Raw genomic sequence first — 26,152 nt, 5'->3', positions numbered from 1 at the left:
ACCACCACCCCTTTCGCCACCCCCTTCCGCCTCATCCGGACAGCACCATGAGCAACACCCCGCCCGTCCACGACGCCGACCTCAGCCACATCCCGCCGCGCGACAAGGCGGAGCTGCTGTCCCAGGCGCTGCCCTACATCCGCAAGTACCACGGCAAGACCATCGTCATCAAGTACGGCGGCAACGCGATGACCGATCCGGCGCTGCAGCAGGACTTCGCCGAGGACGTGGTGCTGCTCAAGCTGGTCGGCCTGAACCCGGTGGTGGTGCACGGCGGCGGTCCGCAGATCGAGGACGCGCTCAACAAGCTCGGCAAGAAGGGCCACTTCATCCAGGGCATGCGCGTCACCGACGAGGAGACGATGAGCGTCGTCGAATGGGTGCTGGCCGGCGAGGTGCAGCAGGACATCGTCGGCCTGATCAACGTCGCCGGCGGCAAGGCCGTGGGCCTGACCGGCCGCGATGGCGGCATGATCCGCGCCAAGAAGCTCAAGCTGATCGACAAGGACGATCCGGCCAAGGAGCACGACGTGGGCTCGGTCGGCGACATCGTCGCGATCGACCCCAGCGTCGTGAAGGCGCTGCAGGACGACCAGTTCATCCCGGTGATCAGCCCGATCGGCTTCGGCGAGAGCAACGAGAGCTACAACATCAACGCCGACGTCGTCGCCGGCAAGCTGGCCGAGGTGCTCAAGGCCGAGAAGCTGGTGCTGCTGACCAACACCCCCGGCGTGCTCGACAAGCAGGGGAAGCTGCTGACCGACCTGTCGGCCCGCGAGATCGATGAACTCTTCGCCGACGGCACGCTGTCCGGCGGCATGCTGCCCAAGATCGCCTCGGCGCTGGACGCGGCCCGCAGCGGCGTCAAGGCGGTGCACATCATCGACGGCCGCGTGCCCCACGCGATGCTGCTGGAGATCCTCTCCGAGCAGGCCTACGGCACGATGATCCGCTCGCATTGAGTTGAGTTCGTGCCCCGGGGGCGTCCCCGGCGCTCCCCCAGAGGGGCGGAATTCCCCACCGAGCCCCCTCCGAACGAGGGGGCTCGGTCGTTTCCGGGAGCGTGCTTTGCCCTCGCGTAACGCTCAGGAGTCGGGGATGGTCGAAGGTCATACCACTGCAAGCTGGGGATTGCCGCTGAAAGACGCGACATCCCAGAATGCGCCCCGCAGCGGCTCCATAGCCGTGAGGGATTGCATGTCACTGTTCAGCGTCTTGATCGTCGAAGATCAGCTTCGCTTCCGCGAAGCGTTCGCCCATGCCCTGGAAAAAGCGCCGGACATCCGTCTGGTGGGCATGGCCACCGATCTCCAGCAGGGGCGGAAGATGTTCGACCAGACGCGTCCCGACGTGTTGCTGGTCGACCTCGACCTGCCCGGCGGCAGCGGGATCGAACTGATCCGCCATGCCGCGCATGTCGCGCCGGAGTGCGAGGTGATGGTCATCTCGGTCTTCGGCGACGAGCAGCATGTGCTCTCGAGCATCGAGGCCGGCGCGACCGGCTACCTGCTCAAGGACTCGCTGGCGCTGGACCTGCCCGGCCAGCTGCGCTCGCTGCGCGCGGGCGGCAGCCCGATCTCGCCGGTGATCGCGCGCCGCCTGCTGCTGCGCCTGGCGCCGCAGGGCGCGGGCGCCCATCCGCGCGGCTTCGGCGAGTCGGCCCCGATGCCACTGGTCGACGAGCAGGTCGTGGCGCTGTCCGAGCAGGAATCGCGGGTGCTGCACCTGGCCGCCAAGGGCTTCACCTTCGACGAGATCGCGCAGTTCATGAATGTGTCGCCGCACACGATCATGACTTACGTGAAACGCACCTACCGCAAGCTGCAGGTGCGCTCCAAGGTCGAGGCCATCTACGAGGCGCGGCGCTTGGGCTGGCTGCGCGACTGACCGGAGCGGGGCCGCGCCTGCGGCCGTCGACCGCCGGCCCGTACGGCGTCCGGCATCGGCGTCAAGGCGGTGTTCGGGCTGTGCCAGAATCGCCGCACACTTCGGCCCCTCCCATGCACACCAGCCCCCCGGATACCTCGGACTCCGCCGCCGCCAAGCCGGCCGAGCTGCCACGCAAGCGGCTCAAGCCGGGGGAGCGCCGGGTGCAGATCCTGCAGACGCTGGCCAGCATGCTGGAGCAGCCGGGCGCCGAGCGGGTCACCACCGCCGCGCTGGCCGCGCGGCTGGAAGTCAGCGAGGCCGCCCTCTACCGGCATTTCGCCAGCAAGGCCCAGATGTTCGAGGGCCTCATCGAGTTCATCGAGACCAGCATCTTCTCGCTGCTCAACCAGATCGCCGAGCGCGAGACGGATGGCCTGGCCCAGGCGCAGCGCATCGTCGCGGTGCTGCTGCAGTTCGGCGAACGCAACCCGGGCATGGCCCGCGTGATGGTCGGCGACGCGCTGGTCTACGAGAACGAGCGCCTGGTCGCGCGCATGAACCAGTTCTTCGACAAGGTCGAGTCCTCGCTGCGCCAGGCGCTGCGCACCGCGGCCGAGGCCTCGGGCTCGAGCACCCCGACGGTCGAGGCCCAGGCGCAGGCCTCGGTGCTGGTGAGCTTCATCATCGGCCGGCTGCAGCGGTATGCGCGCTCCGGCTTCAAGCGGCTTCCCACCGAACAGTTGGATGCCGCAATGCGAATGCTCGCCTGAGTCCGGCCGCCGCCCAGCGCCCGCCGACCGGGGGCGCGGCCCCTACACTCGGCCCCATGTCCGACGCCCTTGATGCCCTGCTGCGGCGCGCCGACGCGCTGCTGAGCCGCCTGGAGGCCGTGCTGCCCCAGCCCCTGACGCCGCTCGACTGGGAGGCGGCGGTCGCCTTCCGCTACCGCAAGCGCGGCGCGAGCGCGCGGCTCGAGCCGGTGCGCCACCTGTCGACGATCCGCCTGGACGACCTCAAGGAAGTCGAGCCCCAGAAGGAGCGGCTGCTGCGCAACACCCGCCAGTTCGTGCAGGGCCAGCCCGCCAACAACGTGCTGCTGACCGGCGCACGCGGCACCGGCAAGAGCTCGCTGATCAAGGCCTGCCTGAACGAATTCGCCGGCCAGGGGCTGCGCCTGATCGAGGTCGACAAGGCCGACCTGGTCGACCTGCCGGACCTGGCCGACCTGGTCGCCGACCGGCCGGAGCGCTTCGTGATCTTCTGCGACGACCTCAGCTTCGACGAGGGCGAGGCCGGCTACAAGGCGCTGAAGTCGATGCTGGACGGCTCGGTCGCCGCCGCCACCGACAACCTGCTGATCTACGCGACCAGCAACCGCCGCCATCTGCTGCCCGAGCAGATGAAGGACAACCTCGGCTACACCCACTCGGAGCGCGACGGCAACGTCGAGGTGCATCCGGGCGAGGCGGTGGAGGAAAAGATTTCGCTGAGCGAGCGCTTCGGGCTGTGGATCAGCTTCTACAGCTTCAGTCAGCAGGAGTACCTGGCGATCGTCGCCCAGTGGCTGTCGCACTTCGGTCTGGACGCCGCCCGCATCGAGGCGGCACGCCAGCCGGCGCTGGTCTGGGCGCTGGAGCGCGGTTCGCGCTCGGGCCGCGTCGCCTACCAGTTCGCCCGCGACCTGGCCGGCCGCGGCGGTGCCGATGAAGGCATGGCGCCGGTCGCGTCCGTCGCTGCGACCGCGGACCGCGACGCACCGGAGGGCCTCGACCATGTCTGAGCCGCAACAGGCCAATCCGCACAGCCCGTCCGCCGCCACCGACCGTGTGCCGGTGGACGTTGCCGTCGGCGTGCTGGTGCGCCGCGAGGCGGGCGGCCGGGAGACCGAGTTCCTGCTGACCTCGCGCCCCGAGGGCAAGGTCTACGCCGGCTACTGGGAGTTCCCGGGCGGCAAGCTCGAGGCGGGCGAGACGGTGGAACAGGCGCTGCGCCGCGAGTTGCACGAGGAACTCGGCATCACCATCGGCGCGGCCCATCCCTGGAAGATCGAGCTGATGGAGTACCCGCATGCCAAGGTGCGGCTGCACTTCTGCAAGGTCTACGAATGGACCGGCGAATTCGAGATGCGCGAAGGCCAGGCCATGAGCTGGCAGCACCTGCCGGTGCAGGTCCAGCCGGTGCTGCCGGGCACGATCCCGGTGCTGCAGTGGTTCGCGGCGGAGCGCTTCCATGTCGGGCTCACCCATGTCGTCTGAGGGCGCGCGACCGGCGGCGTCGGCAGGGCCGGACTACACTGCCGCGATGGACTGGCTCGATCAGATCAAGTGGGACCGCGACGGCCTGGTGCCCGTCATCGCGCAGGAGCAGGGCTCCGGCGACATCCTGATGTTCGCGTGGATGAACCGCGAGGCGCTGGCCCGCACCGCCGAACGCGGCGAGGCGGTGTACTGGAGCCGCTCGCGCCAGAAGCTGTGGCACAAGGGCGAGGAGTCCGGCCATGTGCAGCAGGTCCACGGCATCCGCCTGGATTGCGACAACGACGTGGTGCTGCTGACCATCACCCAGCACGGCCACAAGCCTGGCATCGCCTGCCACACCGGCCGCCACAGCTGCTTCTTCCAGAAGCTCGAGCAGGGTCGCTGGACCACCGTCGAGCCGGTCCTCAAGGACCCGGCCACCATCTACAAGGCCTGAGCGCGATGAGCACCGACAACACCGCCGCCGGCGCGTCCCTCTCGCGGGACGTGCTCGCGCACCTCGGCGACGTGGTCGCGCAGCGCCGCGCCGAGGGCGATCCCGACAAGAGTTATGTCGCGAAGCTCTTCGCCAAGGGCCTGGACCAGATCCTCAAGAAGGTGGGCGAGGAAGCGACCGAGGTCGTGATCGCCGCCAAGGACGGCGCGCCCGACAAGTTGGTGTACGAGGTCGCCGACCTGTGGTTCCACTCGATCGTGGCGCTGGCCGCGCTCGACGTGCGGCCCGAGCGGGTGCTGGCCGAGCTCGCCCGCCGCGAAGGCCTGTCCGGCCTTGAGGAATTCGCCAGCAGACAAGCACAGGAGCGCCCATGACCGAGTCGTTCGATCCGCCACCGCCGTCCGTCGCCCTGGATCCCCAGCGCGAGGCCAGCCTGCGCACCGTCGGCATCATCAGCTACGTGCTGCACGCGATCGTCGCCATCGGCGCACTGCTGCCCGGCGTGCAGGCCAGCATCGTGCTGCTGATCGTCGCGGTGATCGTCGACCTGGTGAAGCGCGACGAGGCCGTCGGCACCTGGCAGGCCACCCACTTCTCCTGGCGCCTGCGCAGCGTGCTGTGGTGCGGGATCCTGTACGTGGTGACGATCCCGCTGTGGCTGCTGTTCATCATCCCGGGCTGGATCGCCTGGTGCCTGATCTCGATCTGGTTCCTGTACCGCATCGTGCGCGGCTGGCTGGCGATGAACGACCGCCGGCCGATGCCGACCTGAGGCAGCGCCTCGCCGCCTCGCCCTCCGCCTGATTCCGGTTCGCCGCAATTCCCGACCGCCGCTCCCGCCGCCACCATGAGCCACGACCCCAACTGCATCTTCTGCAAGATCGTCCAGGGCCAGATTCCCGCCAGGAAGGTCTACGAGGACGACGACCTGATCGGTTTCCACGACATCCACCCGTGGGCGCCGGTGCATTTCCTGCTGATCCCCAAGCAGCACATCGCCAGCATGGCCGACCTGCAGCCCGAGCATGCGCCGCTGCTGGGCAAGATGTCGGTGCTGGTGCCGCGGCTGATGAAGGAACTGGGCGTCACCAACGGCTTCCGCACCGTGGTCAACACCGGGGCGGACGGCGGTCAGGAGGTGTTCCACCTCCACATGCATGCGATCGGCGGGCCTCGCCCCTGGTCGAAGGGCTGAACGCCCCACGTTTCGCCCGCAACCGCCCCGGAAAGCCAGCGCCGGCCGCTCGATATACGAGGGGTTGCGTTCGCCCAGCGGGTAGGGTGAGGCGCATAAGCCGCTGATGCGGGCAGGGAGGGGCGCAGATCGCCGGTATGGCTGTCATGAGCGCCCCTTAGAATTTCGACTTCCGACTCTGGAGAATGTCATGGGTAGTTTGAGCATCTGGCACTGGCTGATCGTGCTGGTGGTCGTCATCGCCGTGTTCGGCACCAAGAAGCTGCGCAACGTGGGCGGCGACCTGGGCGCCGCGGTCAAGGGCTTCAAGGACGGCATGAAGGACGGCACCTCGTCCGACGCGCCGCCGCAGCAGGTGGCCAACACCAACAAGGCGGCCGATCCGAACACCGTCGACGTCGACGCCAAGACCCGTAGCTGAGCACGACCCGCATGGTCGATTTCGGCTTCGACAAGCTGATCCTGATCGGCGCGGTGGCGCTGGTCGTGCTCGGCCCTGAGCGCCTGCCGCGCGTGGCCCGCACGGTGGGCACGCTGCTGGGCAAGGCGCAGCGCTACGTCGCCGACGTGAAGGCGGAAGTGAACCGGTCCATCGAACTGGAGGAACTCCAGAAGATGAAGGGCCAGTTCGAGACCGCCGTCAGCGACGTGCACGCCAGCGTCCAGGAGCAGGTGGATTCCGCCAACCAGGCGCTGCAGTCGACCTGGTCCGACCTGTCCGTCGACGGCACGTCGGCGGATGGCTCGATCGGCGGCTACGCGTCACCGGTCCCGGTCTACGCGCATCCGAAGAAGAACTGGCGCCTGAAGCGGGGCGCCACGCCGCTCTGGTACAAGCAGCGGCTGGGCGTGAAACGCCATGCCCAATCCGGCGCGGCCCGCGTGGCGCGCTTCCGTCCTCCTCGCCGAGCCTCATGAGCAGCCCCCAAGAAGACGAACTGGCCGGCACCGAACAGCCCTTTGTGTCCCACCTCATGGAGCTGCGCGACCGGTTGATCCGGGCGCTGCTGGCGATCGGGGTGGCCTTCGGCCTGCTGTGCGCCTGGCCCGGTCCCGGCGGCCTGTTCGACCTGCTGGCCGTGCCGCTGGTGTCGCACCTGCCGCAGGGCAGTTCGATGATCGCGACCAACGTGCTGTCGCCCTTCCTCGTGCCGTTGAAGATCACGCTGCTGGCGGCCTTCCTGTTGGCGCTGCCGGTGGTGCTGTACCAGGTCTGGGCCTTCGTCGCGCCGGGGCTGTACTCGCACGAGAAGCGGCTGGTGATGCCGCTGGTGGTGTCCAGCACGCTGCTGTTCTTCGCGGGGGTGGCGTTCTGCTACTTCTTCGTGTTCGGCAAGGTCTTCACCTTCATCCAGAGCTTCGCGCCCAAGAGCATCACCGCCGCGCCGGACATCGAGGCCTACCTGGGCTTCGTGATGAACATGTTCATCGCCTTCGGCGCCGCCTTTGAAGTGCCGGTGGTCGTCGTGGTGCTGGCCCGCATGGGCATCGTCACGGTGGCGCAGCTCAAGCAGTTCCGGGGCTACTTCATCGTGCTGGCCTTCGTCATCGCGGCCGTGATCACGCCGCCGGACATCGTCTCGCAGCTCGCGCTCGCGATTCCGATGTGCCTGCTGTACGAAGTGGGCCTGTGGGCCGCCGGCGCCTTTGCCCGCTACACGCGCGCGCCGGACGATACCGAGGAACACAAGGGCACGACGGCCGGTTGAGACGGCACTAGCGCTCAGCCAGGCCCCCCCAAACAAGAACGCCCGGTGCGATGCACCGGGCGTTTTTCATTGGGGGTCGGGAAAGTGGCTCGTCGGCCTCCGGCCGATGTCGCTCACTCCGTCTTGGCTTCCGCCTTGCGTTCCTGGGCCACCTTGGAAACCGCGACCGGCTTGCCCTGCAGCTGGTTCAGCGCCTGGCGCAGCGGGAAGTCCTCGCTGCTGCCGAACTCGGGCAGCGGCTTGGGCGGCTCGGCGCGCTTGGCGTAGTCGGCCTCCAGCTTCTGGCGGCGCTCCTCGCGGATCTTCTCGAGTTCCTTCGAGCGCGCCTCTTCCGTCTTCTCGTCGGCGCCGTGCAGGTGCTTCTCGAGGTCGGCCTCGCGCATGCGCAGCTCGGCGAAGACGTTGCCCTCGGCGGTCTCGTCCAGCGGGATGTCCGGCACGATGCCCTTGGCCTGGATCGAGCGGCCGCTCGGCGTGTAGTAGCGGGCGGTGGTGAGCTTGACCGCGGTGTCCGGGCCGAGCTGGCGCACCGTCTGCACCGAGCCCTTGCCGAAGGTCTGCAGGCCCATCACCGTCGCGCGCTTGTGGTCCTGCAGCGCGCCGGCGACGATCTCGCTGGCCGAGGCGGAGCCTTCATTGACCAGCACCACCAGGGGCACGCTCTTGAGCGCCTCGGGCAGGCGGCGCAGCGGGTCGCCGGAGCCGCGGCGGGCGTAGAAGTCGGGATCGGCGCGATAGCTGGCCTTGGATTCGGCGAGCTGGCCGTTGGTCGACACCACTTCCACGCCCTTGGGCAGGAAGGCCGCGGAGATGGCGACGGCGCCCTCGAGCAGGCCGCCCGGGTCGTTGCGCAGGTCCAGCACGACGCCCTTGATCTTGGGGTCCTGCTTGTAGAGGTCGGCGAGCTTCTGGGTGAAGTCCTCGACGGTGCGGTCCTGGAACTGACTGACGCGGATCCAGGCGTAGCCCGGCTCCACCATCTTGGCGCGCACGCTCTGGACGCGGATTTCCTCGCGCGTGATCGTGATCGGGAAGGTGCGGCTCTCCGACTTGCGGTAGATCGACAGCGTGACCTTGGTGGCGGGTTCGCCGCGCATCTTCTTGACCGCCTGGTCGAGCGTCAGGCCGCGGACCGCGGTGTCGTCGATCTTGCTGATCAGGTCGCCGCTCTTGAGGCCGGCGCGGAAGGCGGGGCTGCCTTCGATCGGCGAGACGATCTTGACCAGGCCGTCCTCCATGCCGATCTCGATGCCGACACCGACGAACTTGCCGGAGGTGCTTTCGCGGAATTCCTTGAAGCTCTTCTTGTCGAAGAACTGGGAGTGGGGGTCCAGGCCGCTGACCATGCCGGAAATGGCATCGTTGATCAGCTTCTTCTCGTCGACGGATTCGACGTAGTCGGACTTCACGATCCCGAAGACGGCGGCGAGCTGCTGCAGTTCCTCGAGCGGAAGGGGGCTGGTCGTGCTGCGCGCATTGGCCTGCAGCTGCATCGTCGTCATGACCCCGGCCATCGCTCCCAACGCGACCCAGCCCGCGACTTTCAGTTTGGCGCCCATGATGAAAAACCTTGAATCAGTACAGCCTGGCTGCTTGGCGCCGCTTGTTCGTCCCCGTTGCGCGGGACGGAACAAAGGCGTTCCCAGTATATGCGTCGGGCAAAAAGGCGGCCCGGCATGAAAAGTCGGTTTACCCCGCTTTTACGCGTACCGCGCGCAATCCTGGCGCTTTGCCGATCCCGTTCGTCACGGGGGGCGATGACTTCCGGCAGGGCAGGGCCGCGCCGGGGGTGCGCGTCGCGCCGGTCGGTGCCATGATGGCCCGATCGCCAGCCGCGGCGCGTACCCGCGCCGCCGTCGTCAGCCTTTCAGGAGCAGAGCCATGGCCTTGCCGCATGCCGCCCCCGCCCAGCCGATCGATGTCGCGCCGCTTGGCGCCGCCTTGTCCGGGACGCCGTCCTCCGCGCTGTTCAAGTCGGAGGGCCTGGAGGTGATGCGGGTGGTGCTGCCGCGGGGCAAGTCGCTGCCGCCGCACAAGGTGGACGGGGAGATTACGCTCCATTGCCTGGAAGGCGAGCTCGAACTGAGCGTGCTACGCGACGGCGCCGAGCAGCGCCAGCGCCTGCGCGCGGGGCAGCTCTGTTATCTGGAGGGCGGGGTGGTGCACGGCGTGACCGGCGTCGTGGACGCGTCGGCGCTGGTGACGATCGTGCTGAAGCGCTGAATCGTTGGTGCGGCGCGAGACCCATGCGAGACCGGCGCGGGGCGTCTGTGGTCCCTCCGGCGGTCAGCCGCTTGTCGGGCCACTCGCACCAGGCCACTCGCGCTCTTGCGGATCGGCTTGAGCTGGCCGAAGTCCTGCATCACGAGCTGAGCAAAACAACTGCGCCCCATGAAGAGAAGCCATGTTTCGTTCATCCTGGTGGCCTGCGCAGCCGCATTGGGCCTTTGGGCATATCGCGGTGACGGTGACCCAGTTAGTCTGCGCGCGCCATCGCTCGGAGGAACTGCAGCGATAACGGAAATGGCTTCTCCAGCGTCTCATCCGAGGGCAACGGATATGTCCCCCGCACGTCTGCCGACTCCAACACAGCCGCCGGGTGTGGGGGCGCTCGCAAGAGGTATGTCCAGCCCTGATCCGCTGGCATTTGTCACCGAGCAGCAAGCCCTATCGGGACCTGGCTCTTTCGCCAACTCGGATCAGGTGACCTTCCAGTGCCGAGAGGCGAACCGGGTCGCTCGAAGCAGCCTGCCGGACATTGCCGCCCAGCGGGCCAATAAGCTTGGAAAGGATCCTGCGGCGTTCCAAGCGCGGTTCATTGAGGCGCAACAATTGGTCCAGAGTCGCTGCAGCAGTTTTCGTCTTGAGGTCCCCGCAGACCGCGCTCGCGAAGACGATGTCTATGCGAAGAGCTACAACAAGGCACGTGCCGATCTTTTCAATATCAATGCGAAGACCGGCGAAGCGCTAGTTGAACTCGCCAAACAAGGGCAACTCGCATCGGCAGCAGTGGTATTGGCCGGCCTTCCGCGGTTTCAAGGTGAAGACTTCAGAGCTCCCGAGGACGCGGAAATATTCCGTCGCGCAGTATTGCTTGCCTCCTTCAACGCCACGTCGCTGGAGGCGGAGCGCTCCAACGATCTTCGAACCTTCACCGCCTGCTTGCAGACCGGAATATGCGACGGAAGCTTTGAGAGCTATGCGCTTTCAAAGTGGCCGGAAGGTTCGCCTCAGCGAGAAAAGGCGCTAGTGCTCTCAAAGAGGATGGAGGCCGCGTTCCGTTCCAACTCCGTATCCGCGTGGACCTCAAAACCGTAAAGCCATCGGGCCGGTCTGGGAGTACGGGGCGAGTGGGGCACTGACTCCTGGCGAATGTGGGGTCAGGCGGAGTGTCAGGGTTTGCGAGAAACCGCGTGGACAAACCCGATGGTCCCTCCGCCGGGAATCGAACCCAGATTTGCCGCTTAGGAGGCGGCCGTTCTATCCATTGAACTACGGAGAGCCCACGCAGCGCCCGGGCGGGCGGCTGCGCGAAAGCGGCGGATTCTCGCATGGAAGGAGCGCCTGGCACGCGGCCGCTCGGCCTCGGCCGCGCCACGGGTCTGCTACAGGCCTGCTACAGCCCCGCTACTCCCACTTCCACTGCCAGATCACGTCCAGCCCCTGCTGGTATTCGCTGGCCTGCGCCCGCAGCGTGAAGCGCTGCGCGAGCTTGTAGATGACCTGCCAGGAGCCGGTGGTCGCATTCAACCCGCGCTCGTAGGCGACGAAGACGTTGCGGCTCACCTGCTTGCCCAGCCGCACGACGGTGCCCCGCGCGTCGTCGCCCTCGCCGCTGAAGGACAGCTCGTCCAGGCCGATGTTGTGGATCAGCTTGTCGCTGGCGCTCTCGCCGTCGCCGCTGATCAGCGCCATCGCGGCGCGCTGCATCAGCGCGGTGTCGCTGCGGCCGAGGTTGTCCGGCGAGCGGCCCAGCACCAGCCAGGACAGCTTGTTGGTCTCGCTCATGTCGGGCTCGGAGTAGAGCCGGATCCGCGGGCTGTTGGCCGTGCCGGTCACGGTCACGCCCACGCGCACGTCCTCGTTCTCCATGCCGGGGCGGATCGCCAGCACGTCCAGCCGCGGGTTGTCCAGCGGCCCGACGAAACTGAACACGCCGCGCTCCACCACCAGCTTCTGGCCGTAGGCGTTGAAGGTGCCGCCTTCGCTGCGGACCTCGCCGGTCATCTGCGGTCTGGGCTGGCCGTCCTGCGCCACATGCAGCAAACCGCGCAGGCGCGTGTCGATGCCGTAGCCCTTGAGCTGCAACCGCCGGCCGAGGTCCAGGTCGAGGTCCAGCTTGAGCCGCATCGGCTTGCCGCTGCCGTCGACCGCCTTGGGCGGCGCGCTCTGGCGCACGACCTGCACGTCGCTGTCGAGCTGCGGCGCGTCGCCACGGGAGAAGTCGAAGAGGCCCTCGACGACGACGAACTGGCCCTTCAGGTCCAGCAGCTGCGCGCTGGCCTTGAGCTGCGCGGCGCCGGTGGCGACGACGCGTCGGTCCACGCGCTGCAGCAGCGCGAAGGTGTCCGCCTTCAGCGAGAGCTCGGCGCTGGGCTGGGCGCCGAAGCGCAGCGTGCCGTCCATGTTCACCGTGCCGTTGCCGGCCCGGGCGCTGAACTTCTCCAGCCTGGCCTCGCGGCCGCTCATGGTCAGCGCCAGCTCGCCCTGCTGCATGTCCACGCCCATCAGCGGATTGCGCAGCGAGAGCTTCTGCGCGCCGGCCTGGCCGCGGATCTCGGGCGCGCCCAGCGTGCCGCCGAAGCTCAGCGTCGCCGCGAGGCTGCCGCCCAGGCGCCAGCCGGCGGGCAGCCACGGGCCCCAGTTGCCCATGTTGTCGACCTTGGCCTCGATGCCGCCTTCGAGCTTGGCGCCTGGCGTCGGCAGGGCATGCGCGTTGGCGGCGCGGAAGGTCAGGGCGCCGCCGACGGCGCCCATGTTCTCGCCGGCCACGCCCTGCACCAGGTGCCACACGCCCTGGTCGGCGATCACGCCCAGGCGCAGGTCGGTCAGGCCCAGGCGCTGGGTGCTGACTTCGTCGGTGACGGTCAGGTCGCCGCGGGTGCGCTCGATCATTGCGTCCACCGTCAGGCCGCGCGCGTCGCGACGCGACTTGAAGCGGCCTTCGATCTGGAGGTCGCCGCCCCAGCCGAAGTCCGGCTGCAGCTTGTTCAGCACCGGCGCCGCGGCCAGCGGCTCCAGCGCGGCCTGCACGTCCCATTCGCCCGAGGGCAGGTCGGACCGCGACGAGCTCTGCCAGTTCATCCGGTCCCAGCGCAGGCCGGCGCCGAGCAGCTCCATCCGCCCCGGCGCCAGCGCCGCCTGCCGCGGATCGAGGCCGCGGTCGAGCCGCAGCGCCAGTGCCAGCGGCCCGGCCTTGAGCAGCGGCGTCGGCTGCTGGCTGGCTTCCAGCGCGAGCGCCAGGTTGCGGGCCTGCCAGTTCGCGCCCTGGCGCCAGGCCTGCAGCGGATCGGTGTCCAGCGCGCCCTCCAGCGCGAGCCGGGCGCGAGCGCCCTGCGGGTCCAGCGGCACGGTCTGGGCGAGGGTGCCGCCCGCGCCGCTCGCGGCCTGCGCGCGCGCGACCACCTTGGTCGCGGTGGGCTGCGTCAGCACCGGCGGCAGCGGGACCTGGCCCTGCGTGGTCAGGGTCAGGCGATGCTGGGCCCAACTGCCCGACAGCTCGAGTTGCAGGTCGTCCAGTCGCGTGCTCTGCTGCGGCAGGCGCAACTGGCGGAGTTGCGTCGTCCAGGCGAGGCGCGCGTCCTTCAGGCTGGACAGCGACCACTGGCCCGAGGCGGCGTCGAGCTGCAGCGCCGGCCGGCTGCCGGAATTCGCCGGCAGGCCCGGCACGCCGGACAGGCCCAGGCCCTGCAGCTGCCACTTGCCGTCGCTGCCGTACTGCGCCTGGCGGGCGCCGGGCTGGATCAGCACGACGCTGGCCTGCGCCTGGGCGCTGCCGACGATCGTCGCCTGCGGGAAGCGGGCGCGCAGCATCGGCTGCAGGCTGGCGAGCTTCGGCGCGTTCAGCTCGATCGAGAGGTCGACCTGTTCGCGACGGGCCGAGGCGTTGATGCGGCTGCGCGCCTGCAGCGTGGCGTCCGCCAGTTTCAGGTCGGCGAGCAGGTCCGGCGCGGCCGCGCCGTTGCGGCTGTAGCGGAGTTGGCCGCTCAGCGGCAGGCCTTGCCACTGGCTGGGCTTCAGGTCGAACTCGGCCTTGCCTTGCGGCCAGAGGCTGCCGCGCACCGATTGCAGCGTCGCCTGCAGGCGGCCGTTGAGCGCCTGCGGCAGCGCGCCGTCAGCCAGCGGCTCCGCGCTCAGGCGGCGCGGATCCAGCCCCTGCACCGAAGCCTCCAGCCGCGTCTTCCAGCCCTCGGCGAGGGAAAGCGCCTCGTTGAGGGTGAACTCGCCTTCGGCCTTCAGCGTCGCCGGGCCGGAGCGGGCCTGCAGCCGCTGCAGCGCGACGGATCGCTGCCGGAGCTCGGCCGCCAGCGTCACCTCCAGCGGCGCTTGCAGCTTGCCCTGGCCCAGCACGCCGGCCAGGTCGCCCTCGACCGTCAGGACCGGGTCGGCGCCCCGCGCGGCCAGGCTTGCCGGGGTACCCAGCTTCAATTCGCCGCGGGCCTGGACCAGCGGCCATCGTGCATCGATCTGGCGGCTGTCCAGGCCGGTCAGGCGCAGCGTCAGCGCGCTGCCGCCCGACTGGCTGGTCTGGCCGACGGCCTGCAGTCGACCGCCGCCGGCCAACTGCGCATCGAGCCGCGGCAGGCGCAGCCGGGTCCAGTTCGACGGGTCCAGCAACAGGTCCAGCTGCAGCGCGCGCAGCGGCAGGCGGTCCTGGTCGAGACGGCCGGCCGCGCCGTTGTCCAGGTCGGCCTTGACGCTCAGCGACCGGTCGGCGTTCGGCGTCATCGTGACCAGGCCGGTCAGGCCGGTGCGCGGCACGCCGTCGGTGCCGGGCAGCAGCGCGGCCAGGTCCAGGTCCTGCGCCCGTGCCTGCAGCTGGGCGACGGGGAAGGGCGCGAAGGCCTGCAGCCGCGCCTGCACCTGCAGCCGCTGCTTCGCCGCCTCGAGCGAGCCCCTCAGCGTCAGGTCCGCGAGCGGTCCGTCCAGCTGGAACGGTGCCGTCCACGGCAACTCGCCGGCGGGCTGGCTCAGCGTCCAGCGGCTGGCGAGCTTCAGGTCGTCGCGCGTCGCGATGCGGGCCTCGCCGGCCAGGGTCAGTCCTTGCCAGGCCAGCGACCTGACCGTCAGCGCGTGCTGCTCGCCGCCGTCGCTGCCTAGCGCCGCACTGCCGCGCAGGCCGCGCAGGGGCTGGTCCAAACCGGGCGCGAAGAGCTCGCCGATCTCGAGGTCGGCGATCGTGATGGCCACCGGCGACAGCAGGCTCAGCGGCGGCTTCGCCGGCTCGGTCGACGCGCTGGGCGCCATCTGCACCCGCAGCCGCGCGACGGCCAGCCGGTCCGCCCGGACCTCGCCCCACAGCAGCGGCGACCGGTTCCAGGCCAGCCGCACATTGCGCCACTGCAGCTGCTCCAGGACGATGCGGTCCTCGGTGCCGGGCAACACCAGCTCGGCGCGGTCGACGTCGAAGTCGCCCAGCAGGCGACCGCGCGCCTGCTGCAGCGTCAGCCCCGGCACCTTCGCGAGCACGTAGGCCGTGCCGCCTTCGGTCTTCAGCGCCCAGACCAGCGCGAGCAGCAGCAGGCCCACCAGCACCGGCACGGCCAGCAGCACCCACAGCAGCCCGCGGCCGCGGCGCCGACGGCGCAGCCGTCGGGCCGTGTCGCCGTTGTCGGTCGGGCCGGGAGGGCCGCCGCCCGGCGACACCGTGGCGGCGTCCGTGGCCGATGCGTCGGCGCCAGAGCCATCAGGCACAGGCGCGGCAGCGGGCGTCGTGCCGGAGGGCGCGGGCGGCGGGAGGTCGTCGCGGGGATCGCTCATCGGATTACAGGCTGATCGCCACGCTGAAGTGCAGGCGCCACTTGTCCACCAGGTTGCCCTTGGCGAAGTCGAAGCGCAGCACGCCGACCGGGCTGCGGTAGCGCAGGCCGGTGCCGTAGGCCCAGGCGGGGTGATAGTCGCCCCAGTTCTGCGCGGCCTGGCCGGCGTCGAGGAAGAGCGCGCCCATCAGCTGCGGGATGCGCGGCGTGAGGGGATGCGAGACCTCGACGCTGCCGTTGAGCAGCACGCGGCCGCCGGTCTGCGCGCCGGTGGAGTTGACCGGTCCGAGGTCGTTGTAGCCGTAGCCGCGCACGCTGTCGTCGCCGCCGGTGCGGAAGCGCAGCGCCTCGGGCAGGCCCAGCTTGCCCTTGGCCAGGATCTGGCCGCCTTCCAGCCGGGTCGAGAACAGCCAGCGGCCCGACAGCGGCGTGTACCAGAACACCTTGCCGGTGGCGCGCGCGAACGGCCCGTTCTTCTCCGACGAGCTGTCGGCCCAGCCGCCGCCCACCGTCATCGTCGCGCTCCAGCCCTTGGTCGGCAGCACCCGCGAGTCCAGCCGGCGCCAGGTCATCTGCTGGTTCAGCGAGACCGCGCCGGCCACCGTCGTCGGGATGTCGGGCTTGTGCTCCCAGGCCCGCAGCACCTCGATGTAGGTCAGACGGTCCTCCGGCTCGGTCTCCTTGGCGTAGCCGAGCCGGGTGCTCAGGTTGAGGTTGACCTGGTCGTTGTCGTCGATGCGCTCGACCTTCACCAGCGCCAGGCTGCGCTGCATGTTGGGCTGCGGGTGCGAGCTGATCTCGGTGTCCAGCGCCTGGCGCACGCGCGAGAGCTCGAGCTTGCTGCGCTCGCGGATGTTCAGGCCGAAGGGCTTGCGGTGCGTGTATTCGATGCTGGTGCTCGGGCCGTCGACGGTCCGGTAACCGACGCCCAGCGTCACCTGCTGGCGCGCCGCCTCGCGGATCTTGACGGTGACCGGCACCTCCACCGTCTCCGCGCCGGGCGGTGGCGTGACGCTCTCGGGCTGGATCTCGACGCTGGCGCTGTCGAACAGCTGCGTGCCCAGCAGCCGCTCCTGGAAGTCGAGCAGCAGCTTCTCGTTGTAGGGCTGATGCAGCTTGTAGCCGGCCAGGCGACGCACGCTGTCTTCGGGCTGGTGCTTCAGGCCCTCGACCGTCAACTCGCCCAGCGTGAACAGCGGCCCGGTCTCCAGCGTCACGGCGATGTCGACCTGGTTGTCGTCGGCCTGCACGACGGCCTCGCTGTGCGTCATCCGCGCCAGCGGATACCCCTGCGCGCGGGCGCGGGTCAGCAGCGCGTTCTTGGCGGCCGCCCAGTCGCCCTGGCTGAAGCCGGTCTGCGGCTGCAGCAGCCAGCTCTGGGTCAGCGTGCGTTCGAGCGCGCCGGCGAGCTTGTCGCCGCGCTCCGCGGCGATCTTGAGCGGTCCCTCGATGCGCAGGTCCATCTGGCGCACCAGCGCGCGCGGGCCGGTCTCGACGATCAGGCGCAGGTTGCGCACGCCGTCGTTCAGGTCGCCCACTTCCTCGGTCCTGACCTTGGCGTTGAAGTAGCCGGCGGTCTCCAGCAGCTTGGTCGCCTGCTCGGGCGCGACGGCGGCGAGCCGGCGCAGCTCGGCGGCGGTCAGGCGCATGTCCTCGGGCGTGTCGCGGAAGCGCGCCAGGTCCAGGTGCTGCATCAGCAGCGCGCGCAGTTCCGGCGGCGCCTCCACGGTCAGCTCGTAGGCGGAGATCCGGCGCCGCGTGACGTTGGGATTGGCCTCGTCCGGCTCCTCGGTGGCGGCGACCTTGAGTTCGGCCTTGCGGTCGGTGGGCAGCAGCGAGCAGCCGCCCAGCATCGCGCCCGCCGCGCCGATCGCCACGATCGGCAGCAGGCGCCGCAGAAGCCGGAGGAACGAGGGCGTCGGTAGCGTCGCCGTCATCGGTTGAGCACGCGCATCGCCTGTTCGAGGCCGCCCATCGTGAGCGGCATCATGCGTTGCTGCATCAGCTGCTGGATCAGCGAGATGCTCTGGCGGTACTGCCAGACCCCGGCCGGCTCGGGGTTGATCCAGACGTGCCTGGTGAAGTGGCTGGTCAGCCGCTGCAGCCATTCGGCGCCGGCTTCCTCGTTGTTGTATTCGACGCTGCCGCCGGGCTGCAGGATCTCGTAAGGGCTCATCGTGGCGTCGCCGACGAAGATCAGCTTGTAGTCGCGGTTGTACTTGTGGATCAGGTCCCAGGTGGAGGTCTTCTCGCTGAAGCGCCGGCGGTTGTTCTTCCAGACGAAGTCGTAGACGCAGTTGTGGAAGTAGAAGAACTCCAGGTGCTTGAACTCGCTCTTGACCGCGGAGAAGAGTTCCTCGACGCGATGCACGTGCTCGTCCATCGTGCCGCCGACGTCCATCAGCAGCAGCAGCTTCACCTTGTTGTGGCGCTCCGGGATCATGCGGATGTCCAGCATGCCGGCGTTGGCGGCGGTCTTGTGGATGGTGTCGTCCAGGTCGAGCTCCAGCTCCGAGCCCTCGCGCGCGAAGCGGCGCAGCCGCCGCAGCGCGACCTTGATGTTGCGGGTGCCCAGCTCGATGCCGTCGTCGTAGTCCTTGTAGGCGCGCTGCTCCCAGACCTTGACCGCGCTGCGCTGGCCGCCCGGGCCGCCGATGCGGACCCCGCGCGGGTTGACGCCGCCGTTGCCGAAGGGGCTGGTGCCGCCGGTGCCGATCCAGCGGCTGCCGCCTTCATGGCGCTCCTGCTGTTCCTCCAGGCGCTGGCGCAGCGTGTCCATCAGCTCGTCCCAGTCCAGGGCCTTGAGCTGGGCGAGCTGCTCGGGCGTGAGCTCGCGTTCGAGCTGCTTCGTGAGCCATTCCTGGGGCAGCGCCTTGAACAGGTCGCCCATCAGTTCCACGCCCTTGAAGTAGGCGGCGAAGGCGCGGTCGAACTTGTCGAACAGGGCCTCGTCCTTGACCAGCGCGGTGCGGGCGAGCGCGTAGAACTTGTCGACCGTCGGGCCGCTGCCGCCCTCGGCGCGGTCGTCGAGCACGCCGGCCTTCATGGCTTCGAGCAGGGTCAGGTACTCCTTGACGGAGACGGGCAGCTTGGCGGCGCGCAGCGTGTAGAAGAACTGGATCAGCATGGGCCTCCCCCTGAACTCCGGGGCATCCGGGCATTATCCATGCCGGTTGACCGGTCCGCGGGCGTAGCATCGGCGGCACGCACGGGTCCGCGGCCGCGGGACCGCGGAGCTTCCAACGTTGGGATCGGGTGCATGGATCACGGTCAAGGCCACGGCGACGACAACGCCGAAGTCGAGGCGATGCTGCAGGCGCTGTACGGCGCGGTGCGCGAGGAGCGCGGCCGCTGGGTCGGCAGCTACGAGAACTACCGGCTGACCAGCGCGTTCCAGCCGGTCTACGGCTATCCGCACCGCCGGCCGGTCGGTTATGAAGGCCTGATCCGCGTCGAGGACGACCGCGGCCGGCCCATCACGCCGGTCACCGCCTTCGAGGGTGTCGGCAATTTCGACCAGCAGGTCTGGCTGGACCGCCTGTGCCGGCTGCTGCACGTCCACAACTTCGTCGCGCAGCGGCAGCCGGACTGCTGGCTGTTCCTGAACATCCACCCGGCCGTCTTCAACCATGCCGCGCTGCAGGTGCGGATGCTGGCGCGGGCGGTGGAGGTGGTGCATCAGCTGGGCCTGCCCACGCATCGGCTAGTGTTCGAGGTGACCGAGGACGTGATGGCGCGCGACGACTCCTTCGAGGACGCGGTCGAGGCGGCGCGCGCGACCGGCTGCCTGCTGGCGCTGGACGACTTCGGCGTCGGCCATTCCAACTTCGACCGCATCTGGCGCATCCGTCCGGAGATCGTCAAGCTGGACCGTTCGCTGCTGGTGCGCGCGCGCGGGTCGCGGCGCATGGCGCGGGCGCTGTCGCAGATGGTGGCGCTGCTGCATGACTGCGGCTCGCTGGTGCTGCTGGAGGGCATCGAGACCACCGAGGACGCGCAGATCGCGATGGATGCGGACGTGGACCTGGTGCAGGGCTTCGCCTTCGGGCATCCGGCGCCGTTCCTGCGCGACGAGGAGGGCGTGTCCGCGCTCGAGGACGTCTGGGGCCTGTTCAACGAGCGCCAGGCGCGGCGGCAGCGGGAACACCAGGACCGGCTGACGCCGTTCCGCAGCGCGCTCGCGCTGGCGCTGGGACCGCTGCAGCAGGGCCGGTCGCTGGCCGAGGCGTGCCAGGCCTTCCTGCGGCTCGAAGGCGCGCAGATGTGCTACCTGCTCGACGAGGAAGGTCGCGAGCTCGGCCCGCGCGCGGTGCCGGCCACCGGGCCGGCCGGGATCGATCCGCGCTTCCTCCCGATGGCGCGCGCCGGCGACGCGCGCTGGGCGCGCCGTCCCTATTTCCGCCGCGCGGTCGAGACGGTCGGCGAGATCCAGGTCACCCGCCCCTACCTGAGCCTGCACGGCGCCCGGATGTGCGTGACGGTCTCGGTGGCGTACCGGCAGGACGGCCGGTTGCGGGTGCTGTGCGGGGACGTCGACTGGAACGAGGCGTGAGCGGCGCGGCGCCGCGTTGCGGAGGCCGGTTCATCGCGCCTTGAGCACGCCCAGCCGATACGGCAGCCGGTCGTAGTCCGCCGTCGACGTTGCCGACGCCGGGTCGACGCCTTGATACAGGTACTGCATGTTGCAGGCGTTGATGGTCAAGGTCTCGTCGTGGCCGGCGCGGATCATTTCGCCGTGGCTGATGTCGTTGGTCCAGCGCGGGCCGTCGAACGACACATTCGCGGCGCCCGCGAACGGGGCCGACTGCTTGTCCGCCAGCGCCGTCCACGGGCCATCGAGGCTGGTCGATGTCCAGGCGCGGAAGTAGCGCGGCCCGTAGGCCTCGACCAGCAGCAGGTACTGGTTGGTGCCTTCCACCTTGTAGACGTTGCTCGCTTCGAACAGGCGCGGCGCCTCGTCCGACATCACCGTCTCGTAGCCCGAGAAGTTGGGAAAGTTGCCGATGGGGGTCTTGGAGCGATACAGCTTGCCGTTGTCCGCGGAGAAGAACAGGTGGCAGTTCTCGCTGTCGCAGATGACCCAGTAGTCGAGCGCCTTGGGCGGTCCGCCGCTGAGCAGGGGCTGGGGCGCGGTCCAGCCGTCGGGATTGGCGATGTCGGTGTTGGTGGAGTACTTGGCGCCCCACTGCGAGATCAGGTACCACTTCTTGTGCGGCCGGAAGTAGAAGACCTGCGGCGCGACGGCGTCGCCCACCGGCTTGCCGGCCAGCGGCACCTGCACCGCGCTGGCGGCCTTGGAGAAGTCGCTGAAGTTCAGATAGACGGCGCTCCAGGCGTTCCTGGACGTATCGAAGACCGTGGCGAAGACGTGATAGAGATCGTTGTAGCGGACGATCGTCGGATCCTTGATGGACACGAAGCTGGCCGACTGCGGCGCGATCAGGGGCTGCGTGGAGGTCCATGAGAACGAGGACGGCAGGGCGCAGGGAGCGGGCGCCGGCGCAGACGGGGGTGCTGGTGCGGGAGCAGGATCAGGCACCGGAGCAGGAGCAGGTGCAGGTGCGGGAGCAGGCGCTGGTGCAGGTGCGGGAGTAGGTGCTGGTGCTGGTGCTGGTGCTGGTGCTGGTGCTGGTGCTGGTGCCGGAGTGGGCGAAGCCGCGGGAGCGGGGACTGGGCTGTTGGCGGTCGGCGGATTGGTCGGGTTGCCGTCGCTGCCACCACCACAGGCCGTCAGCAGGAAGGGCACCAGCGCCCAGCCCCTGACGAACGCCGACAGGATCCGGGTGGTGCGGGGCGGTTCAACCTTGCATGCGCGAGAAATCATGGCGGCGGGGCGGTTGATCGAGAGAAGGGTCAGTTCGTCTTCCCGACGAAGGTCGTCACGCCATACGTGATCGGCGCGGTGAACCGGCCCTGCGCCACCGGGATCGATGCCGGCACCTGCTTGGACGCCGACCCGAGCGACAGGTTGCCGTCCGTGCCGATGGCGCCCAGGGCCGTGTCGGCCGTCACGTAGGCCGACACGGCGCTGCCGTCGGCGCCGGGGACGGCGAAGGTGCGTGTCGTCGCGGCGCCCGCGTTGATGGCGACGACGGCGAACTCGCCGGTGGCGGGGTTCTTGAAGGCGGTGATGAGGAGTCCCCCAGCACTGCCGTCGACGCCGATCCGCACCCACCCCGGGCGCACGAAGCGCGAATAGTTGCCCAGGGCGAAGAGCCGCTTGGTCAGCTGGAAGTCGCCCTTCTTGCCGATCAGTCCCTCGTTGTCGTCGTTGATGCCGTTGAGCCACCAGTAGTGCCAGGCGGTGACGTTGCCCGAGACGATCGCCTCGTTGATCCAGCCGCCCACGTTCAGCGCATTGGCGATGGAAGGATCGAAGGCCTCGAAGGAGGACTGCTCGGTCTCCCACAGCGGCTTGTTCAGCGGCTGGTACTTGCCGACGCCGCCGTACTGGTGGGTGGCGTAGATGCCGACGTAGCTGCGGGCCGTGGGGTCGGCGTCGATGGCCGAGGCATAGCTCCAGAGCTTGTCCCAGGACGCCGATTCGGGCGCCAGGATCCGGGGCGGCGAGGGCAGGTTCAGCGCGGCGACCGCCGCCCCGAGCCGGCCGACGAAGGCGGCCATGTCGGGGAAGCTGTACAGGCACATGTCGTAGAGGCCCTTGGTGTCGAAGTCCGGCTCGTTCTGGGCGGAGATCGCGTACAGCGGAGTGCCGACGTTGCCGTTGAAGTTGGTCACGAACGACGCGAGGGTGGTGGCCCAGGTGGCATAGGCGTCGCTGCGCAAGGAGCCGGAATTGAGGTCGCCCGTCGTCTTCAGGCTCGCCGGCGGCGACCAGGGGGAAGCCCACACCTTGGCGCCCCGCGCGATGGCGAGCTTCGCGTTGTTCCAGGTGGAGAAGGTGCCACCGTCACGATTGATGCCCATGCGCAGCAGCGACAGCCCGATGCCGGAGGACGTGCTGAAGTACAGGTCCGCCTGCGCGCCGGTCAACGGGCCATGCCAGGCATCGGAGGCGCCGAAGCCGTCCATGGTCTGGTGAAGCTCGGTCCACTTGAGGGTGAAGTCCACCGCGGAGGCTGGCGCTGGTGCTGGCGCTGGTGCTGGTGCTGGTGCTGGAGCTGGAGCTGGAGCTGGAGCTGGAGCTGGAGCTGGAGTTGGCGCGGGAGCAGGTGCCGGAGCCGGAGCTGGTGCGGGAGCAGGTGCCGGAGGCGGCGCTGGTGCCGGTGCCGTGGAAGGTCCGGGTGCGGGGGAGCGGGAGGTCGACGGTGTCGGGGCGGCGCTGTCGCTCCCCCCGCCGCCGCACGCCGCCAGCGTGGAAGCAACCAGGAGGCTCAACAGGGCGAATTGCGAGGACGCGCGGCCAGCGCTTGCGGACATGACGAATCAGGCGGGGAAGACGAGACGCGCGGATTCTTGCGGACACGTCGCGTTCGTCCCACCGTGGGCGTCACGATCACCGGCGCGATCGTTTCATTGCCATGGCCCCGCAGCGACATCGGCGAGGACTCCCCAACGCGCGCGAAGGCCGCGCGAAGCGGCTTGCCGTCGAGCAGCGGATGAGGCTGCTCACGCCATCAAAACGAATTGGTGATGATTTGGTTGGATCCGGCTGGCGCGGGCGCGACACGTCTCTTACGCTCTCTTGCGTCTTGCACGTGGCGCGGCCGCCTCGCCACCAGTCAGCGAGGCCTTTCGGGGCTGGTCATGCCGCTTCAGCCAGTCGAAGAACTCCCCATACCAGAGCTTCGAATTGCGCGGCTTCATGACCCAGTGGTTCTCGTCCGGGAACCACACCAGCCGGGCGGCGATGCCCTGCGCCTTCAGCGTGTTGTAGTAGGCCAGGCCCTGCGCGTCGGGCACGCGGTAGTCGAGCTGGCCGTGGATGACCAGCGTCGGCGTGTTGAAGTGCTGCGCGTAGCCGATGGGACTTTGCGACGCGACCTTGGCCGGATCCTTCCAGTAGGCCGTGCCCAGCTCCTTCGCATGCCACAGGTAGGCGTCGTTGGCGAACATCGCCGTCCAGTCGTAGCAGCCGGCATGGCAGACGTAGGCCTGGTAGCGGCCGGCCGGTACATGGCCGTTCATCCACGCGACCATGTAGCCGCCGTAGCTGCCGCCCGTGGCGAAGACCCGCTTCGGGTCGGCCCAGGGCTGCTGGAGCAGCAGGTCGGTCGCGCGCTCGACGTCCTCCAGCTCGAGCTCGCCCCAGCGGCCGGTGATCGAGTCGGCGAAGCGATTGCCGAAGCTCGACGAGCCGTGGTAGTTCACGCAGGCGACCACGTAGCCTGCCGCCGCCATCGCCTGGTGGTTCCAGCGCCAGTGCCAGCTGTCGCCCATCGCGGTGTGCGGGCCGCCGTGGATCAGGTGCATCAGCGGCGCCTTGGTCTTGCGGCGCGGGTCGAATCCGGGCGGGTAGTAGAGCCACATCTGCACCGGCTCGCCGAGCGCGCCCTCGTACCAGCGCTCCTCGACCGCGCCGAAGGCCAGCGTCGACAGCGCCGCGTCGTTGAAGGACTCGATCCGGTGCAGCACCTGTTCCGCGGCATCGCCTTCCCGGTCGACGACGGACAGCCGCGGCGGGAAGCTCGCGCTGTCATGCAGGACGACCAGGGTGCCGGCCTCCAGCGCGAAGGCGCCGACATGGCCGCCCTCGCACAGCGGGAAGGCGTGCAGCGTCTTGACGTCGAAGCGGTAGAGGTGGCGGCGGCCGCGCTCCTCGGCGCAGAAGAGCACGCCCAGGTCATCCTCGTCCCAGCGCAGCGGCGCGGCGACTTCCTGGTCCCAGTCCTCGGACAGCACCGCCCAGTGGCCATGGGTGTCCAGCACCGCCAGCTGCTGCGGCATCGTGTGCTTCAGCCCCTGGTGACAGGCGACGAACGCGATGTGGTGCCCCGCATGGCTGTACACCGGCGCGACCAGGTCCCAGGCCGGCTCATGCAGCAGCACCTGGACCCGGCCGGAGCGCACCTCGACCTCGGCCAGCGCATTGCGGTGCTCCAGCGTCTTGGGCGTGTTGGGATCGAAGCTGAAGACGATGCGGCGGCCGTCGGGCGAGATGTCGAAGCTGTCGGCATCCGGCTCGGCGCGGCTCAGTTCGTAGTCGGTGCCTTCGAAGAGGTCGCGCACCTGGCCGCTGTCGAGGTCGACGACATGCAGGTGCGGCACGCGGCCCATCGGCAGCGCATGGTCCCAGAAGCGGTAGAAGCCTTCCTCGGTGACATAGGCCGAGTCCTTGCGATCCTTCTCGGCCTGGCGGCGCTGGGCCTGCGCGGCCTGGCCCTTGAGCGTGGGATCGACCCAGGACACGAAGGCCAGGCGCCGGCCGTCCGGGAACCACTTGAAGGCCTCGACGCCGAACGGCATCTTCGTCACGCGGCGCGCCTCGCCGCCGTCGGGCGGGATCACGTACAGCTGCGGGGAATCGTCCTTGTCGCCCTGCTGGTCTCGGCGCGCGACGAAGGCGACGAGGTCGCCCTGCGGGCTCCAGCGCGGCTGGCCGTCCTTCTCGCCGGCGGAGGTCAGCGGACGCGCATCGCCACCCAGCGTGGACAGCAGCCACAGCGAGGTCGCGCCCTGGTTCTTCTCCATGTCGAAGCGCGTCACCGGCACCACGGCCTGGGCGCCGTCCGGCGACAGGCTGGGCGCGCCCAGTCGCGCCAGCGACCACAGCGCGTCGACGTCCAGGGCCTTGAGCGCCATCGTCGCGCGGGCGCGCTTCGTTGTGGCCCGCTTGGCGCGCTTGGTGGTCTCGCCCTTGGCCGTGTCTCGCTTGGCGATGTCCCGCTTGGCGGTGTTTTTCTTGGACGTGGCCATCAGGCGCTCCGGGGCTTGTCGAGTTGCCATTGCAGGTGGTTGCGGACCGTCGGCCATTCGGCCGCGGTGATGCTGTAGACGCAGGTGTCGCGCAGCGTGCCGTCGGGCATGCGCAGGTGCGAGCGCAGGATGCCGTCGAGCTGCGCGCCCAGCCGCTCGATCGCGCGGCGGCTCTGCGTGTTCAGGCGATGGGTGCGGAACTCCACCGCGATGCAGTCCAGGGTCTCGAACGCATGCTGGAGCAGCAGCAGCTTGCACTGCGTGTTCAGCGCGCTGCGCTGGCAGGAGGCGCGCGTCCAGGTGGAGCCGATCTCGACGCGGCGGTTGGCCGCATCGATGTTCATGTAGGTCGTCATGCCGGCGGCCCGGCCCTGCGCGTCGAAGACGGCGAAGGGATTCATCGTGCCGGCGTCGCGCAGGCCCAGCCGGCGCTCGATCTCGGCGGCCATGCGCTCGGGCGCCGGCACGGTCGTGTACCAGAGCTTCCACAGCGCGCCGTCGTCGGCGGCCTCGGCGAGCGCCTCGCGGTGCGCGGGCGACAGCGGCTCGAGCCGCGCGTGCGGGCCGGCCAGGGTGACCGGCGCGGTGAAGGGAGTGGATGCGGTCATGCGATCGGGCCGACCCCGCGGCCGGCGGTGGAGGGAAGGAGAGGGGCGCTCAGCCCTTGCCGCCGAGCAGCAGCCGGCGCAGCAGCCAGCGGCAGCCGCCCATGCCGGCGAGGATGGTGAGCAGGCCCAGGATCTGCGTCGTGCCCCAGCCGGGCGCGCCGATGAATTCCCAGCCCAGCGCGCGGCCGACCAGCAGGCCGATCACGCCGCCGACCACGAAGCCCAGCGCGTCCGCCAGCGCGGCGCGCCAGGCGGCGTTGAAGTTCTGGCTCATCGCGGCGG

General features: G+C 69.5%; 26 protein-coding genes and 1 tRNA gene. 17 read left to right on the top strand and 10 right to left on the bottom strand.

Annotated features, from left to right (window positions below):
* Positions 1-47: 47 nt before the first annotated feature.
* From argB to tatC, 12 genes are all read left to right on the top strand, one after another.
* Positions 48-962: an acetylglutamate kinase gene (argB, locus tag FHT37_RS12845; protein ID WP_091725796.1), complete on the top strand. Its 915-nt coding sequence runs from the start codon at positions 48-50 to the stop codon at positions 960-962.
* A 136-nt stretch (positions 963-1,098) separates the two neighbouring features.
* Positions 1,099-1,887, top strand: a complete 789-nt coding sequence (locus FHT37_RS12840) for a response regulator transcription factor (RefSeq protein ID WP_310732152.1) — start codon at positions 1,099-1,101, stop codon at positions 1,885-1,887.
* Between the two features lie 113 nt (positions 1,888-2,000).
* Complete coding sequence (gene slmA, locus FHT37_RS12835) at positions 2,001-2,639, top strand: nucleoid occlusion factor SlmA (protein ID WP_091725790.1); 639 nt, start codon at positions 2,001-2,003, stop codon at positions 2,637-2,639.
* A gap of 56 nt (positions 2,640-2,695) precedes the next feature.
* On the top strand, positions 2,696-3,649 hold the full coding sequence (locus FHT37_RS12830) for an ATP-binding protein (protein ID WP_183481833.1): 954 nt from the start codon (positions 2,696-2,698) through the stop codon (positions 3,647-3,649).
* Complete coding sequence (locus FHT37_RS12825) at positions 3,642-4,124, top strand: NUDIX domain-containing protein (RefSeq protein WP_091725781.1); 483 nt, start codon at positions 3,642-3,644, stop codon at positions 4,122-4,124. The genes FHT37_RS12830 and FHT37_RS12825 overlap by 8 nt, the downstream gene beginning before the upstream one ends.
* Positions 4,125-4,170: 46 nt before the next feature.
* Positions 4,171-4,563 carry a phosphoribosyl-AMP cyclohydrolase gene (gene hisI, locus FHT37_RS12820; protein WP_183481830.1) on the top strand — a complete coding sequence of 131 codons (393 nt, stop codon included), beginning with the start codon at positions 4,171-4,173 and terminating at the stop codon, positions 4,561-4,563.
* A 5-nt stretch (positions 4,564-4,568) separates the two neighbouring features.
* Positions 4,569-4,937 carry a phosphoribosyl-ATP diphosphatase gene (locus FHT37_RS12815; RefSeq protein WP_183481827.1) on the top strand — a complete coding sequence of 123 codons (369 nt, stop codon included), beginning with the start codon at positions 4,569-4,571 and terminating at the stop codon, positions 4,935-4,937.
* Complete coding sequence (locus FHT37_RS12810; RefSeq protein ID WP_091725769.1) at positions 4,934-5,335, top strand: hypothetical protein; 402 nt, start codon at positions 4,934-4,936, stop codon at positions 5,333-5,335. Before FHT37_RS12815 ends, FHT37_RS12810 begins: the two co-directional genes overlap by 4 nt.
* Positions 5,336-5,410: 75 nt before the next feature.
* Positions 5,411-5,758, top strand: coding sequence for a histidine triad nucleotide-binding protein (locus FHT37_RS12805; protein WP_091725766.1), 348 nt, complete (start codon positions 5,411-5,413; stop codon positions 5,756-5,758).
* A gap of 190 nt (positions 5,759-5,948) precedes the next feature.
* Positions 5,949-6,179 carry a Sec-independent protein translocase subunit TatA gene (gene tatA / locus FHT37_RS12800; RefSeq protein ID WP_091725763.1) on the top strand — a complete coding sequence of 77 codons (231 nt, stop codon included), beginning with the start codon at positions 5,949-5,951 and terminating at the stop codon, positions 6,177-6,179.
* Between the two features lie 11 nt (positions 6,180-6,190).
* The gene (gene tatB, locus FHT37_RS12795; protein WP_091725760.1) at positions 6,191-6,676 is read left to right on the top strand and encodes a Sec-independent protein translocase protein TatB; all 486 of its coding nucleotides are present in this window, start codon (positions 6,191-6,193) and stop codon (positions 6,674-6,676) included.
* Complete coding sequence (gene tatC / locus FHT37_RS12790) at positions 6,673-7,467, top strand: twin-arginine translocase subunit TatC (RefSeq protein ID WP_091725756.1); 795 nt, start codon at positions 6,673-6,675, stop codon at positions 7,465-7,467. Before tatB ends, tatC begins: the two co-directional genes overlap by 4 nt.
* A 113-nt stretch (positions 7,468-7,580) precedes the next feature.
* Here tatC and FHT37_RS12785 read toward each other — a convergent pair whose 3' ends face one another.
* Positions 7,581-9,026, bottom strand: coding sequence for a S41 family peptidase (locus FHT37_RS12785; RefSeq protein ID WP_147241654.1), 1,446 nt, complete (start codon positions 9,024-9,026; stop codon positions 7,581-7,583).
* Positions 9,027-9,348: 322 nt separating this feature from the next.
* On the opposite strand from FHT37_RS12785, the gene FHT37_RS12780 reads away from it, so the two are divergent.
* Entirely contained in the window at positions 9,349-9,690 is a 342-nt protein-coding gene (locus FHT37_RS12780; protein ID WP_091725747.1) for a cupin domain-containing protein, read from the top strand.
* 399 nt (positions 9,691-10,089) lie between these two features.
* Positions 10,090-10,785, top strand: a complete 696-nt coding sequence (locus FHT37_RS12775; protein WP_183481824.1) for a hypothetical protein — start codon at positions 10,090-10,092, stop codon at positions 10,783-10,785.
* A gap of 109 nt (positions 10,786-10,894) precedes the next feature.
* Here the strand turns inward: FHT37_RS12775 and FHT37_RS12770 are convergent.
* The 4 genes from FHT37_RS12770 to FHT37_RS12755 form a co-directional block, all read right to left on the bottom strand.
* Positions 10,895-10,969: transfer RNA gene (locus tag FHT37_RS12770), tRNA-Arg, on the bottom strand.
* Between the two features lie 125 nt (positions 10,970-11,094).
* Positions 11,095-15,447, bottom strand: coding sequence for a translocation/assembly module TamB domain-containing protein (locus FHT37_RS12765; RefSeq protein ID WP_183481821.1), 4,353 nt, complete (start codon positions 15,445-15,447; stop codon positions 11,095-11,097).
* A 4-nt stretch (positions 15,448-15,451) separates the two neighbouring features.
* A complete protein-coding gene (locus FHT37_RS12760; protein ID WP_183481818.1) occupies positions 15,452-17,383 on the bottom strand; it encodes an autotransporter assembly complex family protein in 1,932 nt (643 codons plus the stop codon).
* A complete protein-coding gene (locus tag FHT37_RS12755) occupies positions 17,380-18,573 on the bottom strand; it encodes a VWA domain-containing protein (RefSeq protein ID WP_091725736.1) in 1,194 nt (397 codons plus the stop codon). The genes FHT37_RS12760 and FHT37_RS12755 overlap by 4 nt, the downstream gene beginning before the upstream one ends.
* A 132-nt stretch (positions 18,574-18,705) precedes the next feature.
* Here FHT37_RS12755 and FHT37_RS12750 point away from each other — a divergent pair, with 132 nt between their 5' ends.
* Positions 18,706-19,998, top strand: a complete 1,293-nt coding sequence (locus tag FHT37_RS12750) for an EAL domain-containing protein (protein ID WP_255489631.1) — start codon at positions 18,706-18,708, stop codon at positions 19,996-19,998.
* A gap of 30 nt (positions 19,999-20,028) precedes the next feature.
* On the opposite strand, the gene FHT37_RS12745 is transcribed toward FHT37_RS12750, so the two are convergent.
* A complete protein-coding gene (locus FHT37_RS12745; protein ID WP_310739750.1) occupies positions 20,029-20,886 on the bottom strand; it encodes a non-reducing end alpha-L-arabinofuranosidase family hydrolase in 858 nt (285 codons plus the stop codon).
* Between the two features lie 20 nt (positions 20,887-20,906).
* Here FHT37_RS12745 and FHT37_RS25380 point away from each other — a divergent pair, with 20 nt between their 5' ends.
* Positions 20,907-21,041 carry a hypothetical protein gene (locus tag FHT37_RS25380; protein ID WP_255489747.1) on the top strand — a complete coding sequence of 45 codons (135 nt, stop codon included), beginning with the start codon at positions 20,907-20,909 and terminating at the stop codon, positions 21,039-21,041.
* Positions 21,042-21,299: 258 nt separating this feature from the next.
* On the opposite strand, the gene FHT37_RS12740 is transcribed toward FHT37_RS25380, so the two are convergent.
* On the bottom strand, positions 21,300-22,517 hold the full coding sequence (locus FHT37_RS12740) for a hypothetical protein (protein ID WP_183481812.1): 1,218 nt from the start codon (positions 22,515-22,517) through the stop codon (positions 21,300-21,302).
* Positions 22,518-22,534: 17 nt separating this feature from the next.
* On the opposite strand from FHT37_RS12740, the gene FHT37_RS12735 reads away from it, so the two are divergent.
* Positions 22,535-22,828 carry a hypothetical protein gene (locus FHT37_RS12735; RefSeq protein WP_183481809.1) on the top strand — a complete coding sequence of 98 codons (294 nt, stop codon included), beginning with the start codon at positions 22,535-22,537 and terminating at the stop codon, positions 22,826-22,828.
* 253 nt (positions 22,829-23,081) lie between these two features.
* On the opposite strand, the gene FHT37_RS12730 is transcribed toward FHT37_RS12735, so the two are convergent.
* Genes FHT37_RS12730 through FHT37_RS12720 form a run of 3 tightly spaced genes read right to left on the bottom strand, consistent with a single transcriptional unit; the run spans position 23,082 to position 26,144 of the window.
* Entirely contained in the window at positions 23,082-25,262 is a 2,181-nt protein-coding gene (locus FHT37_RS12730) for a S9 family peptidase (RefSeq protein ID WP_255489630.1), read from the bottom strand.
* The gene (locus FHT37_RS12725) at positions 25,262-25,870 is read right to left on the bottom strand and encodes a GNAT family N-acetyltransferase (protein WP_091725728.1); all 609 of its coding nucleotides are present in this window, start codon (positions 25,868-25,870) and stop codon (positions 25,262-25,264) included. The genes FHT37_RS12730 and FHT37_RS12725 overlap by 1 nt, the downstream gene beginning before the upstream one ends.
* 49 nt (positions 25,871-25,919) lie before the next feature.
* On the bottom strand, positions 25,920-26,144 hold the full coding sequence (locus FHT37_RS12720) for a hypothetical protein (RefSeq protein WP_183481806.1): 225 nt from the start codon (positions 26,142-26,144) through the stop codon (positions 25,920-25,922).
* Between the last annotated feature and the right edge of the window lie 8 nt (positions 26,145-26,152).

Source organism: Mitsuaria sp. BK037 (assembly GCF_014193045.1).
Taxonomy (GTDB): domain Bacteria; phylum Pseudomonadota; class Gammaproteobacteria; order Burkholderiales; family Burkholderiaceae_C; genus Roseateles.
The sequence above is the reverse complement of the archived record's forward strand: the minus strand, read 5'-3'. Positions and strand labels throughout refer to the sequence as shown.

Coding starts and splice junctions, on each gene's coding strand:
- argB (WP_091725796.1), top strand. CDS start 48: ATGAGCAACACCCCGCCCGTCCACGACGCCGACCTCAGCCACATCCCG.
- FHT37_RS12840 (WP_310732152.1), top strand. CDS start 1,099: ATGGTCGAAGGTCATACCACTGCAAGCTGGGGATTGCCGCTGAAAGAC.
- slmA (WP_091725790.1), top strand. CDS start 2,001: ATGCACACCAGCCCCCCGGATACCTCGGACTCCGCCGCCGCCAAGCCG.
- FHT37_RS12830 (WP_183481833.1), top strand. CDS start 2,696: ATGTCCGACGCCCTTGATGCCCTGCTGCGGCGCGCCGACGCGCTGCTG.
- FHT37_RS12825 (WP_091725781.1), top strand. CDS start 3,642: ATGTCTGAGCCGCAACAGGCCAATCCGCACAGCCCGTCCGCCGCCACC.
- hisI (WP_183481830.1), top strand. CDS start 4,171: ATGGACTGGCTCGATCAGATCAAGTGGGACCGCGACGGCCTGGTGCCC.
- FHT37_RS12815 (WP_183481827.1), top strand. CDS start 4,569: ATGAGCACCGACAACACCGCCGCCGGCGCGTCCCTCTCGCGGGACGTG.
- FHT37_RS12810 (WP_091725769.1), top strand. CDS start 4,934: ATGACCGAGTCGTTCGATCCGCCACCGCCGTCCGTCGCCCTGGATCCC.
- FHT37_RS12805 (WP_091725766.1), top strand. CDS start 5,411: ATGAGCCACGACCCCAACTGCATCTTCTGCAAGATCGTCCAGGGCCAG.
- tatA (WP_091725763.1), top strand. CDS start 5,949: ATGGGTAGTTTGAGCATCTGGCACTGGCTGATCGTGCTGGTGGTCGTC.
- tatB (WP_091725760.1), top strand. CDS start 6,191: ATGGTCGATTTCGGCTTCGACAAGCTGATCCTGATCGGCGCGGTGGCG.
- tatC (WP_091725756.1), top strand. CDS start 6,673: ATGAGCAGCCCCCAAGAAGACGAACTGGCCGGCACCGAACAGCCCTTT.
- FHT37_RS12785 (WP_147241654.1), bottom strand. CDS start 9,026: ATGGGCGCCAAACTGAAAGTCGCGGGCTGGGTCGCGTTGGGAGCGATG.
- FHT37_RS12780 (WP_091725747.1), top strand. CDS start 9,349: ATGGCCTTGCCGCATGCCGCCCCCGCCCAGCCGATCGATGTCGCGCCG.
- FHT37_RS12775 (WP_183481824.1), top strand. CDS start 10,090: ATGTCCAGCCCTGATCCGCTGGCATTTGTCACCGAGCAGCAAGCCCTA.
- FHT37_RS12765 (WP_183481821.1), bottom strand. CDS start 15,447: ATGAGCGATCCCCGCGACGACCTCCCGCCGCCCGCGCCCTCCGGCACG.
- FHT37_RS12760 (WP_183481818.1), bottom strand. CDS start 17,383: ATGACGGCGACGCTACCGACGCCCTCGTTCCTCCGGCTTCTGCGGCGC.
- FHT37_RS12755 (WP_091725736.1), bottom strand. CDS start 18,573: ATGCTGATCCAGTTCTTCTACACGCTGCGCGCCGCCAAGCTGCCCGTC.
- FHT37_RS12750 (WP_255489631.1), top strand. CDS start 18,706: ATGGATCACGGTCAAGGCCACGGCGACGACAACGCCGAAGTCGAGGCG.
- FHT37_RS25380 (WP_255489747.1), top strand. CDS start 20,907: ATGAGAACGAGGACGGCAGGGCGCAGGGAGCGGGCGCCGGCGCAGACG.
- FHT37_RS12730 (WP_255489630.1), bottom strand. CDS start 25,262: ATGGCCACGTCCAAGAAAAACACCGCCAAGCGGGACATCGCCAAGCGA.
- FHT37_RS12725 (WP_091725728.1), bottom strand. CDS start 25,870: ATGACCGCATCCACTCCCTTCACCGCGCCGGTCACCCTGGCCGGCCCG.
- FHT37_RS12720 (WP_183481806.1), bottom strand. CDS start 26,144: ATGAGCCAGAACTTCAACGCCGCCTGGCGCGCCGCGCTGGCGGACGCG.